12 protein-coding genes are annotated in these 12,461 nt (G+C 41.0%); 6 read left to right on the forward strand and 6 right to left on the reverse strand.

The window, feature by feature from the left end; translation table 11 throughout:
* Positions 1 to 56 precede the first annotated feature (56 nt).
* Positions 57 to 2,879 (forward strand): alpha/beta hydrolase family protein, encoded by a 2,823-nt coding sequence (locus tag PQO05_RS16115; RefSeq protein ID WP_273628408.1) that lies wholly within the window; start codon positions 57 to 59, stop codon positions 2,877 to 2,879.
* Between the two features lie 121 nt (positions 2,880 to 3,000).
* Here PQO05_RS16115 and PQO05_RS16120 read toward each other — a convergent pair whose 3' ends face one another.
* The 3 genes from PQO05_RS16120 to gpmA are packed head-to-tail and all read right to left on the reverse strand — an operon-like array spanning position 3,001 to position 4,775.
* Entirely contained in the window at positions 3,001 to 3,441 is a 441-nt protein-coding gene (locus tag PQO05_RS16120; RefSeq protein WP_273628409.1) for a hypothetical protein, read from the reverse strand.
* 60 nt (positions 3,442 to 3,501) lie between these two features.
* Positions 3,502 to 4,008: a hypothetical protein gene (locus tag PQO05_RS16125; protein ID WP_273628410.1), complete on the reverse strand. Its 507-nt coding sequence runs from the start codon at positions 4,006 to 4,008 to the stop codon at positions 3,502 to 3,504.
* Positions 4,009 to 4,058: 50 nt separating this feature from the next.
* Positions 4,059 to 4,775 carry a 2,3-diphosphoglycerate-dependent phosphoglycerate mutase gene (gpmA, locus tag PQO05_RS16130; RefSeq protein WP_337941285.1) on the reverse strand — a complete coding sequence of 239 codons (717 nt, stop codon included), beginning with the start codon at positions 4,773 to 4,775 and terminating at the stop codon, positions 4,059 to 4,061.
* A gap of 70 nt (positions 4,776 to 4,845) precedes the next feature.
* Here gpmA and PQO05_RS16135 point away from each other — a divergent pair, with 70 nt between their 5' ends.
* On the forward strand, positions 4,846 to 5,451 hold the full coding sequence (locus PQO05_RS16135) for an acetate uptake transporter (RefSeq protein WP_273628411.1): 606 nt from the start codon (positions 4,846 to 4,848) through the stop codon (positions 5,449 to 5,451).
* A gap of 23 nt (positions 5,452 to 5,474) precedes the next feature.
* Entirely contained in the window at positions 5,475 to 5,858 is a 384-nt protein-coding gene (locus PQO05_RS16140) for an SRPBCC domain-containing protein (protein ID WP_273628412.1), read from the forward strand.
* Between the two features lie 175 nt (positions 5,859 to 6,033).
* Here PQO05_RS16140 and PQO05_RS16145 read toward each other — a convergent pair whose 3' ends face one another.
* Positions 6,034 to 7,392, reverse strand: a complete 1,359-nt coding sequence (locus PQO05_RS16145; protein WP_273628413.1) for an OmpA family protein — start codon at positions 7,390 to 7,392, stop codon at positions 6,034 to 6,036.
* Positions 7,393 to 7,650: 258 nt separating this feature from the next.
* Positions 7,651 to 8,076, reverse strand: coding sequence for an OsmC family protein (locus tag PQO05_RS16150; protein WP_273628414.1), 426 nt, complete (start codon positions 8,074 to 8,076; stop codon positions 7,651 to 7,653).
* Between the two features lie 103 nt (positions 8,077 to 8,179).
* Between PQO05_RS16150 and PQO05_RS16155 the strand changes: the two genes are divergently transcribed.
* The gene (locus PQO05_RS16155; protein ID WP_273628415.1) at positions 8,180 to 8,656 is read left to right on the forward strand and encodes a hypothetical protein; all 477 of its coding nucleotides are present in this window, start codon (positions 8,180 to 8,182) and stop codon (positions 8,654 to 8,656) included.
* Here the strand turns inward: PQO05_RS16155 and PQO05_RS16160 are convergent.
* On the reverse strand, positions 8,653 to 9,060 hold the full coding sequence (locus PQO05_RS16160; RefSeq protein WP_273628416.1) for a DUF3052 domain-containing protein: 408 nt from the start codon (positions 9,058 to 9,060) through the stop codon (positions 8,653 to 8,655). The genes PQO05_RS16155 and PQO05_RS16160 overlap by 4 nt on opposite strands.
* A gap of 68 nt (positions 9,061 to 9,128) precedes the next feature.
* On the opposite strand from PQO05_RS16160, the gene PQO05_RS16165 reads away from it, so the two are divergent.
* Together PQO05_RS16165 and PQO05_RS16170 are read left to right on the forward strand one after the other, a co-directional pair.
* Positions 9,129 to 10,364, forward strand: coding sequence for a nucleoside recognition domain-containing protein (locus PQO05_RS16165; RefSeq protein ID WP_273628417.1), 1,236 nt, complete (start codon positions 9,129 to 9,131; stop codon positions 10,362 to 10,364).
* 20 nt (positions 10,365 to 10,384) lie between these two features.
* The gene (locus PQO05_RS16170) at positions 10,385 to 12,436 is read left to right on the forward strand and encodes a S9 family peptidase (protein WP_273628418.1); all 2,052 of its coding nucleotides are present in this window, start codon (positions 10,385 to 10,387) and stop codon (positions 12,434 to 12,436) included.
* Positions 12,437 to 12,461: the final 25 nt, after the last annotated feature.

Below are 12,461 nucleotides of genomic sequence, written 5' to 3' on the forward strand. Positions count from 1 at the left end.
TATTGAGTTTCAATTTTTAAGATATTTAGTGTCTTAATTAAACTTGAACTCGATTTATGCGTAAATTTTTACTGCTTACGCTTGGTATTGCTGCCGCTTATGGTGCAAATGCCCAGCAAGTATCCAAAAAACCTATCGATCATTCTGTGTATGATGGCTGGCAAAATGTAGCCAACGAGCGTATCAGCAATGATGGCAAATGGGTTACCTACGTGGTTAAGCCACAACAGGGTGATGCCAACCTCGTTATCACCGACGTTAAAAACAAAGCTCCGTTTAAAATTCAACGGGCAGATACCGTTAGGTTTACAGGCGATTCTAAATATGCGGTGTTTTTGATCCGTCCATTCTATAAAGACATCCGCCAGGCTAAGATCAAGAAGAAAAAACCGGAAGATATGCCTAAAGATACTTTAGGTTATGTGGCTTTAGGTGCGCAAGCCGTAACTAAAATACCCTCTGTACGCTCATTTAAAATGGCCGAAACTGCCCCGGTTATAGCCTACCTTGCCCCTGCTGATACCGTTAAAAAACCAGCGGCTGGTGATACTTCTAAAAAAGCAATAGCAACCACTATTGCCCCGCCTACTAAAGAAGGTGGTAACCTAACCATCTTACAATTACTGAATGGCAAACAACGCACGTTTAAATATGTGACCGAATATCAGCTTTCTAAAAATGGAAACCTGCTGGCATTTGCTGTTACCGCACCAAAAAGATCAAAGGACGCAAAATCGGCCTTTTACATTTATGATGTGGCGAAGGATGATCTGAAAGACATCAGCAATGGCCGTGGCACTTATAAAAACATAGCTTTTGACGAAACGGCTAAACAGGTAGCTTTTACTGCCGAGAAGAATCCGGAAAAAGCGCAGGTAAAGCCATTTAAATTATACTATTATACCATCGGTACAGATAGCGCCAAAGTTGTTGCCGCTCCGGGTTCTGATGGCATGCCTGCTAAATGGGCTGTTAGCGGCGATGGTCGGGTTTACTTCAGCAAAAGCGGAAGCAAATTATTTTTCGGCACTGCCCCTATTCCTAAACCTGCTGATACTACCATTGTTGATTTCGAAGTTGCCAAACTCGATATCTGGAATTACAAAGACGATTATCTGCAACCGCAACAATTAAAAAACTTACAGCGCGAATTGCGTCGTAATTATTTGGCAGTTATCGAACCATCAGAAAGCAATAAATTAATCCAACTGGCCGATTTAGGTGTACAAGATGTTGCCGTGGCCGCCAATAATGATGCTAGGTATGTATTGGGTACTACCGATACCGGCACCCGCATCCAATCGCAATGGGAAGGCGGAGGCCGAAGCGTTGCCTGGTTAATTGATACCAAAACTGGTGTGCGTAAGCAGATCAGCGAACGTTCTAAAGGCCGCTACCAGCTTTCTCCGGGTGGCAATTATGTAGTTTGGTTTGACCCTAAGGAGCAAAACTGGTTTAGCTACAGCATTGCAACAGGTAAAAAAATCAATTTGACTGCCACCACCGGCACCAAAATGGGCGACGAAGAAAACGACGTACCCGATGATCCAAACGCTTATGGCCTTGCAGGCTGGACAACAGGCGATAAAGCTGTGTTGGTGTACGACCGCTACGATATCTGGAGTATCGATCCATCTACAGGCGCGGCAATTAATTTCACTAATGGTGTTGGCCGTAAAAACAAACTAATCTTCCGTAATGGTATTTTGATAGAACGTTCGGCAAGTGAAGAAGATAAGGCTATCCCGGTTACTAAACCTTACTGGATGCTGGTACAAAATGATGAAACCAAACAATGGGGCTTCTATAAAAAATCATTTGGTACAACAACCGCTCCGCAGGAAGTAATTATCGCTCCTTTTGCTTACAGCACTTTACAAAAAGCGAAAAACGCGGATATATTTATCTACACTAAACAAAGCTATCTGCAATCGCCAGACTTGTATGTGTCTGATAATCTGAAGAAAGAAACTCGTTTAAGCGCCATCAACCCGCAGCAAGCACAATATAACTGGGGGACTGCCGAGTTGGTTCACTGGACTACGCCTAAAGGCTACCATTCAGACGGTATCTTGTACAAACCAGAAAACTTCGATCCTACTAAGAAGTACCCGATGATCGTTTATTTCTATGAAAAATTAAGCGATGGTTTATATGGATACATTCCGGCTGCACCAACGCCGTCTCGTTTACCAATTTCTTATTTTGTAAGTAATGGTTATTTAGTGTTTGCACCGGATATTAGTTACGAAACCGGTCACCCCGGAGCATCAGCTGTTGAGTTTATTAACTCTGGTGTTGAGGCATTAAAGAAAAATAGCTGGGTTGATGGTGCACACATCGGTATCCAGGGACAAAGCTGGGGCGGTTATCAGGTAGCATTCCTGATCACCCAAACAGATATGTATGCTGCTGCATGGGCAGGTGCACCTGTTGCCAACATGACTTCGGCATACGGTGGTATCCGTTGGGAAAGTGGTGTAAGCCGTGAATTCCAGTACGAAAAAACCCAAAGCCGCATAGGTACCGATTTATGGAGCAACCCGCAATTATATATCGAGAACTCACCGTTGTTCCAATTACCAAAAGTTCACACGCCTGTGGTAATTATGTCAAACGATGCTGATGGCGCGGTACCATGGTACCAGGGTATCGAGATGTTTACAGCCCTACGCCGTTTGGGTAAACCGGTTTGGTTATTAGAATACAACAACGAAGCACATAACCTGGTACTCCGCCAAAACCGTAAAGACATTACCATACGCGAAGGCCAATACTTTGACCATTTTCTGAAAGGCGCACCAATGCCCGAATGGATGAGCAAAGGCGTACCTGCTGTAGATAAAGGCAAGGATTGGGGATTTACGCTGGACAAATAGGCACTCAACGTAGAGACACAATACTTTGTGTCTCCTTAATAATTTAAACAGAGACACAAAGTATTGTGTCTCTACGGGAAAAGGGTTCGATAAAATCGAACCCTTTTTTATTGCTAAATATCTAGTTAGCCGTATAGAAAATGGTAGTTTTTGCCAGTTTATAGGTGTAACTGCTTGAAGTTGTTTTTTTCGTCAGAAAAAGGCTATCCCCCCTAGTGGTATATGTGTATGTGCCGTTCAAAATAATCCCCCAATCAAAATTGGCTGTATGTACTGTTGTGTCTGTATAAGCTATTTGATTGTTACTGATACTGAAATGGCCGCCCCCGCCAGCCCCAAAAGTACTTACCGGAGACGACGCTGTATATTTATTGGCACGCATATTTATACTAACCTTGCCGTTTATTGGCGTATAAACTGTAGCTCCAATTGCGCTATAAGCAAAATCGCCGTAATAAGATCCATCCAGATTAGACGCTACCGTTGGAATAGTTTTCTCTTTCTTGCATCCTGCCGATAATAAGATTGCTACAATTGGAATATATAGCTTGAGTGCTTTCATAATGAAGGTTTTATGTCATTACGACAGGCTATAATATATTGCTACAATTAGTATAAAATATTATTTCTCTTTACTAAAAGCAGTGCTCAGCAAATCGGCGCTAAGTATTATCAGAATACCAAATAAGAGCTTTATTACTTCAATGGTTATGCCGGGTAATTGATTTGGTGGCATTAAACCGTTACTGCGCAAATGAAAATAATTATATATGCCATAACACACATCTGGTAAACTCCAGATAAAGGTTAACCCTCCGATTAAAACCAATGCTATTTCATAAATGGTTTTCTTGCCGGCAAATAGTTTAACCTCATCTTCCACGTTGTCAGGTTTGGTTATTTTGGCAACAATTATTTTTGTTCTAAATATCAGAAAATAAGATGTCAGCGAAAACATCACCAACCCGAAAACAGCACTTAATAAAATAGTGCCGCCAAAGCCCTGCGTAGTGCTGGTTGCGCTGTAAAATAGTATTTCAAGAATGCCTCTTAATGAATAAATAATTTGGGTAATCAGGTAAATCCCCATCAGCCTTACAGCTATTTCATAGACATCAGTTTTTTTCATGCAAAAAAATTTAGGTGCACAAATATGACTGAAAATCTTTCAATTCCAAATTACTCCAGGTAATAATGTTTAATCTGGTTCAGCCTGTCATCAAGTTCATAAACCCAGGGCGTTGCAGTCGGGATATCCAATTTTGCTACTTCCTCGTCTGACAGGTTATCAATATACTGAACCAGCGCACGCAGACTATTACCGTGTGCGCAGATAATTACTTTTTGGTTTTGGCGTAATGCCGGTACAATACTTTCGTGCCAGAAAGGTAGTGCCCTGTCCATGGTTTCGCTCAGGTTTTCGGTAAGTGGTAATTCGCGATAGGTTAAATCATTATAACGCAGGTAATGGCCGGGGAAACGTTCGTCCTCTTCAGTAATAGCAGGTGGATGTTCAAGTGGATCGCGGCGCCATTTACGCACCTGCTCTTCGCCATATTTTTCAATGGTTTCGGCTTTATTCAATCCTTGTAAGGCACCATAAAAACGTTCATTAAGCCGCCATGATTTCTCTACGGGGATCCAAAGCATATCCAGCTCATCCAGCGCCACATGCATCGTTTTAATGGCACGCTTTAGTACCGATGTAAAACCAATATCGAAAGTATAGCCGTGTTTTTTAAGCAGTTGCCCTGCCCTTTTGGCCTGGGCGAAACCTTCTTCAGATAGGTCTACATCTGTCCAGCCTGTAAAACGGTTTTCTTTGTTCCATGTACTCTCGCCATGTCGTATCAATACCAGCTTTTGCATATCCCAAATAACGGAAATTACTACCATCAGTTTTTGCTTATTGTTAATTGTTTACAAATCAGCTACATTGCAGTAACCAATTTATTAAAAACCTTTTATGAGCTTTATCCCAACTACACCCGTTACGGTGAAAGATAGTAATGGCATTGCCAACCCTGCACCGCTCGGCCTTTGCGCTTTCGGTATGACAACCGTATTACTCAACCTGCACAATGCCGGCTTTTTTGAAATGAACTCCATGATATTTGCTATGGGCTTATTTTATGGAGGCCTGGCACAAGTTATAGCCGGTATTATCGAAGCCAAAAAGAACAATACCTTCGGCCTCACCGCATTTACATCTTATGGTTTCTTCTGGCTCTCGCTGGTAGGTTTATTAGTGATGCCTAAACTGGGCTGGGTAGCCCCAGCTTCAGAAAGTGCTATGATTGCTTATTTAAGTATCTGGGGACTATTCACGTTTTGCCTATTTTTTGGTACTTTAAGATTAAACCGTGCATTACAATTTGTGTTCGCATCGTTAACTGTCCTATTCTTTTTACTGGTAGCGGGCGATGCCACAGGTAACCCTGCCATTAAACATTTAGCCGGATACGAAGGTATTATTTGCGGCCTGTCTGCCGTTTATACTGGTATAGCCAACGTACTCAATGAGGTTTACGGAAAAACTGTTTTACCTATTGGTCCAGTTGCTGCAAAATAAAAAGGTATTAGTAACTTGCAGCCGTGAAAGATTTTAAAAAATACTACATCATCCCTGCCGATCCGCAGGACGTTTATAATGCCATTACCAACCCGGTTACGATCCAATTATGGACCGGCGATCCGGCTGTTATGTCGACCGTACCGGGATCAGAGTTCTCTTTATGGGAAGATAGCATCATCGGCAAAAACCTCGAGTTTGAAGAGAATAAGAAAATTGTGCAACAATGGTATTTTGATGGGCAAGATGAGCCATCCATCGTAACCATAAAACTTCATCCGCATGATGACGGCACTTCTGTAGAAGTTCGCCACACAAACATCCCCGATGAAGCGTATACTGATATTACCGAAGGGTGGGTAGATGCTTATCTAAGCGGATTAGATGATTTTTTCGGAAGCATTTAGGCAATTAGCTAATTTTTCGATTCGGCAATTTGACAATGAATTTGTTAATGAGGTAATTTGTTGATTTGTTGATGGCTTATCCCCAATGAACTATTGAACAAATGAACCAATGAACATAAAACAAGAAAGCCGCTTAGCATTACGCTAAGCGGCTTTCTTGTTTTATAAATGTCGATTACAACAAGGTAAACTCAACACGACGGTTTTGTTGACGTCCTGCTGCGGTTTTGTTAGTTGCAATTGGCTGGCCTTTACCGTAACCGGTAGCTTCAATTCTTGAAGCATTGGCACCTTTGCTTACTAAGTATTCTTTAACTGCTTCTGCACGGTCTTTAGACAGTTTTAAGTTAGCAGCATCAGAACCTACGTTATCTGTGTGGCCAGCTAATTTCAGGCTGAAGTTTTTGTTGATCAGGATCTCAGCAACATGGTCAAGGCTTTCATGTGAATGCTCTTTAATTGTTGCTTTACCGAAATCAAACTCAAGGTTTGCAATCGCATTTTTAACAATACGTCTGTCTTCTTCAGTGATAACAATTTTTGCCGGAGGTAATGGGCAACCTGCACCATCAACTTTTACACCCGCTGGCGTGTTAGGGCATTTATCAAATAAATCGATAACACCATCACCATCTTGGTCTGCAGTAAATTTAGCGTTAAGTGCTGCTAAATTTGCGTTGGTTGCATCCAAATCTGATCTTAATTTATCATTTTTAGCACGTTCTGCAGCTAATTGAGCGTCTAATTGTGCATCTTTAATTAAGTACTCAGTACGCATTGAGTTAACCGGGTTGTGTTGAATTAACTTAGGTTTTGATGATTTACCTAAAGCAAATTCTAAACCAACGTGTGCGTAAGAGAATTTATCGTTAGTGCTACCGATTTTGTATCCGTCGAAATTATCGCCGTCAACAAAATTAACCTGGTAACCTAAATCTAAACCAACAACACTTGATAGGTTGATTTTGAAACCTAAACCTACAGGGATGTAAGCTTGTTTAATGCTACCACCATCTTGTTTGTATGGAGTTTCAACACCGCTTAAAGTTCTAAGGGTTGGTTTAAAACCCATTAAACCAAAACCTGCTGAGAAGTAAGGTTGAATAGCATTTTTCTCATTTCTCCAGCTGATGTTAGCCAATGTAAACTGGCCTTGTAAATCAACTGCATAATTAATTTGTGTTTTGTAGCTATCGCGGATACCTGCAGTAGCGCTTGGCACAGGGCCTGCACCTTCTACGTTACCACGGAAAAAGTTTAATTGCGCACCGAATGAGTGAGACAGTTGATCTCTTACGTAAGCGCCATATCCAACATTACTACGTGGGGTTCCGTAATCGTCGTGACCTCTGAAAATAGTATAAGGGGTTAATAAGCCTCCGTCAACACCAATAGACCAGGTACGGAATTGTTGTCCTTTTGCGAAAGGCTGCACATAATCTGCTTTGCTAAGCGAATCTGTTTGAGCCATTAGTTTACCACTCACTAGCATTGCTGCCATTAGTAGCATCTTTTTGTTAGAATTGATTTTCATATTATTTGGTTAAGTATAGAAATAACAGGGATTAACCTGCATGTGCCATCAATAGCAACATGCGTGCCATTAACTAACCCTTAAACCAGCTACCGGAGTTATTGTTTGCTCAATTGTAACAAACTTGTTAACATAAGGAATAGGTAACTAACTTAAAAGTTAGCAGATGTTTGTATAAGTGGAGGAATATGAAATAGTTGGCTAAATATAATTATTTATAGCATACTCTACTAAAGTATGCTATAAATAATGCTTTTGTTATATATGGTGCACAAAAACTTTAGTCTGTATCTTAGTACCAGAGCCTGTCAATGTAGCAGCAACAGAGCAATATTTTTCAAGCGATAGGTCAACCGCTCGCTTGGCTTTATCTTCATCAACATTACCATAAATATGGAAATCGATGTTTACAGTTTGCCACAAAGATGGTTCTTTTCCCGGTTCGCGTTCGCCGCTGATGGTCATTTTGTAGTCTTTTACATCCTGGCGTTGTTTCTTTAAAATGCTGATCACATCAATACCTGCACAACCACCCAAACCCATCAGCAACATTTGCATCGGGCGAACACCGTAATCCCAGCCACCACTTTCGGGGCTGCTATCCATCTTAACAATGTGTCCGGCTTCGTCAGTAGCTTCAAAACCAAAATCTCCTTTTACTCTTTTTAGTTCTATGGTAGGCATGATATGATATGTAAAATGTTAGTTGCGAAGTTAAGATTTTGTCGTTCATTTCGATATACAAAACAATTAAAGCCTACCTTACACTATCTGAAATGACTATTCTATGAAAAAAACCTGTTTAACCTTATTATTCTCTTTTATTGCATACGTAAGCTTTGCCCAACAAAGTTTAATCTCTTATGAGGACATTAAGTACTTACTGCATAATAATCTCGGTAAGGCAGATACCTTTTTAGTAGCTAAAGGTTATACACTAAAGGAGAGCAAACCCAATGCTAAAACTAAAAAATATACATTAAACCAGCCTCAAAACACACAGAATAATATCGAAATGCGCTCTGATGGTAAAAAGATCTTTATCTCTTTGCAAACCAATGTGCTTGAGCAGTACAATCTGTTACTCAACTCTATCTCTCAATACAAAACAACAAATTCTAATATAGGCGATGTGCAGGTATATCAGGTGAAAGACCTTGGCACTATCTACATTACTGTAAATGATAGCGCACCATACGATCCGCTGAAAAAAGATTATGATATACAGATTGTACCCGATAAAAACGTTACGGCCGTTAACTAAACACGGTCTTTAACGGGTATCACCAATTTTAAACCAGACCATACTTCATCTACAGCACATACTTTAATATCAACCAGTCCAATTTGTAAGCCGTAATTGTGGATTATATCTTCTGTTATATCTGTTGGTACTTTCGAAGCTTTCTTCGGCCACGAAACCCAGATCATCCCATTTTGCCTGATAGCTGCCTTTATTAAAGGCAGCTGTTGCTCATATTCATCTCTTTGTTTGGTGAAGAAATGGACAAAATCGAGCTCCCTGTCTCCTATTGTATTGATGGATAAATTTGCGGGCAGATCTGTAAACAAGGAGAAATAATAATCAGGCGCATTGATCAGGTTAATTTGAAAACCATCCTTAATGCCTAATTTTTTGGCTAATGGAGTTGCCGAGTATCCTGCCATTGTTTGTGTTTTAAATACGGTTTATAAAATCAAACAAAAAAACTAACTTCAAACCCTTAATCAATCGCATGGCATTAAATTATATCTGGATAGCTTTTTTTGTGGTTGCCTTTACTGTAGGGCTCGTAAAGTTAGTTTTTTTAGGTGATACCGAGATCTTCAAGCTCATGGTAGAAGGCTTGTTTGATACCACCAAAGCCTCGGTTATGGATTTTGCCCTACCACTTGCGGGCACCATGGCTTTTTGGTTAGGCATCATGAATATCGGCGAAAAAGCTGGAGCTATTAATTTATTATCACGCATTGTTGGCCCTTTCTTTCACCGTCTTTTCCCTGAAGTTCCGAAAGATCACCCTGCTAACGGTGCCATGTTGATGAATTATTCGGCCAACTTACTTGGTTTGGATAGTGCGGCTACCCCACTTGGTATCAAGGCAATGGCAAGTTTACAGGAGCTCAATCCGGATAAAGAAAGAGCATCTAACGCACAGGTTATGTTTATGGTACTGCATGCATCGGGGCTTACTTTATTGCCTGTAGGTGTAATTACCCAGCGGTTTATCCTACATTCAAAAGATCCGAGCGATATTTTCATTCCTATTATCATAGTCACTTATGTATCTACCCTTACCGGCTTAATCATAGTTGCCCTTAAGCAGCGTATCAATCTGTTCGACCGGGTGATACTGGCGTGGTTAGGCGGGCTTTCCCTTTTTATAGGTGGCGTGGTATATTATTTTGCAGAATATCTATCAAAACAACAAATCGGCGAAGTTTCTAAAGTATTTAGTAATGTAATGCTCCTGGCCATACCAACCATATTTGTGGTTGGTGGCTTGTATAAAAAGATCAATGTTTTCGAAAGCTTTATAGAAGGTGCAAAAGGTGGTTTCGAAACCGCCGTACGTATTATCCCATACCTTGTGGGTTTATTAGCTGCTATTAGCCTGGTACGTACATGCGGTGTACTGGATTGGATTACTGATGGCTTCCGTTACCTCTTCGGATTAATGGCCATTGACACTAAGTTTGTTGATACCATACCTATTATTTTAATACGGCCAATGAGCGGGCAGGCAGCACGCGCAATGATGATCGTATTAATGAAACCTAACCCCGATAACTTTATCGGTCATTTAGCGGGTGTTTTGTATGGTTCTTCTGATACCATATTCTATATCGTTGCCTTGTATTTTGGTTCGGTAGGTATTAAAAAAACCAGGTATGTGGTACCAGTGAGCCTGTTTGGCGATTTGGTTGGTGTTATTGTAGGCATATTTATATGCTATTTATTTTTCGGTTAATATTCTCTTTTCTAAAAATCATGAAACGATTTCTTTATACTTTATTATTAGGTATGGCAATTAATAATGCTTCGGCCCAAACCCAGTTAAAAATGACTCCGGAACTGCTCTGGAAATTAGGCCGCCTGGGTAGCGAGAACCTGACCCCGGATGGCAAACATTTGATATATAGTGTTACACGTTATAATATGACAGAGGCTAAGTCGGAAGCCAAACTGTACAGCATCCCTGTCACTGGTGGCGAAGTAACAACTTTGACAAATGAGCCCGGAAGCAAACAGGTAATTAAAGTTGAAGCCGATGGACGCATTATTTACTTTGCTGATGATAACATCTGGCAAATGGATGCTGCAGGTAAGCAGATAATCAAATTAACCGCCGAACCATTAAAAGATGCTGATAACATACAGATATCACCCGATGGCAAAAAGATCATCTATACTATTGATGTGCCTGTTGTTAAAATATTAGGTAAGGACCGCTATGAAGATTTGCCGAAATCAAATGCTTATGTATTTACAGACCTTAACTATCGCCACTGGGATACCTGGGAAGACGGTAAATTTTCGCATGTATTTGTGGCCGATTACGCCAATGGCAAAGTAAGTAACGCGAAAGATATAATGGCCAATGAGCCTTACGATACCCCTCAGAAACCATCAGGCGGTGCCGAAGACCTGATCTTTAGCACGGATAGTAAAAGTGTTATTTACGTTTGCAAAAAGAAGTTTGGTAAGGAATATGCGCAAAGCACCAATACCGACCTTTACCAATATGATATTGCAGCAGGCACAACCAAAAACCTAACTGAAGGCATGATGGGTTACGATACCAATCCAGCCTTCACCAAAACCGGTGATAAACTGGCCTGGTTAAGCATGAAAGAAGATGGTTATGAGTCGGACAAAAACGACATTGTAATTAAAGACTTTAAAACCGGTAACAAAGTAAACTTGACCGAACAATGGGACGAAACCGTATCCTCGTTCAGGTTTAGTGATGATGGCAGCCGGATCTTTTTCATCGCCCCTAAAAATGGCACAGAGCAATTATTCCAGATCGATTTGCGCTTACGCTTAGCACCGGGTTCGCCGCAGGCTATTAAGCAACTAACCAAAGGCCAGTTTGATATAAATGGCATTGTAGCCCAAAGCGGCAATACGCTATTTGTACAACGCGCTGATCTTAACCATGCCACCGAACTTTACTCGTTAAACCTGAACGATGGCGGCATGAAGCAGATAAGCACGATCAATAAGGAGATTTACGATCACCTGCCGATGAGCCGGGTTGAAGAGCGCCACATTAAAACCACTGATAACAAAGATATGCTGGCCTGGGTAATTTATCCGCCAGATTTTGATCCGGCTAAGAAATATCCTACCCTGTTGTTTTGCCAGGGCGGTCCGCAGTCTCCATTAACACAGGCTTATTCGTTCCGTTGGAATTTTCAGCTCATGGCTGCTCAGGGATACATTATAATAGCGCCTAACCGCCGTGGTATGCCTGGCCACGGTGTAGAGTGGAACCGTGAAATTAGCGGTGATTGGGGCGGCCAACCGATACAGGACTACCTATCAGCAATTGATGATATCGCTAAAGAACCTTATGTTGACAAAAACAGGTTAGGTTGTATTGGTGCCAGTTATGGCGGTTACTCTGTTTATATGCTGGCAGGTGTACATAACAATCGTTTCAAAACCTTTATTGCACACGACGGTCTTTTCGACCTGAAAAGCTGGTATGGCACCACCGAAGAATTGTGGTTTGCCAACAAAGATATGGGCGGAAACTATTGGGATAAGGATAATAAGGTAGCTCAAAACTCATACGCTAAATTCAACCCAAGCAATCTGGTTGATAAATGGAACACCCCTATTATGGTAATACAAGGCGGCAAAGATTACCGCGTGCCAATTGAACAAGGGTTAGGTGCATTTCAGGCTGCACAGTTAAAAGGTATAAAATCTAAGTTATTATACCTGCCCGATGAAAACCACTGGGTATTAAAGCCACAAAACGCATTGGTTTGGCAACGAGAGTTTTTTAATTGGCTAAAAGAGACACTTTAATCACAATGAAATTTAATTAATTAAA

The sequence above is a fragment of the Mucilaginibacter jinjuensis genome (assembly GCF_028596025.1).
GTDB lineage: Bacteria > Bacteroidota > Bacteroidia > Sphingobacteriales > Sphingobacteriaceae > Mucilaginibacter > Mucilaginibacter jinjuensis.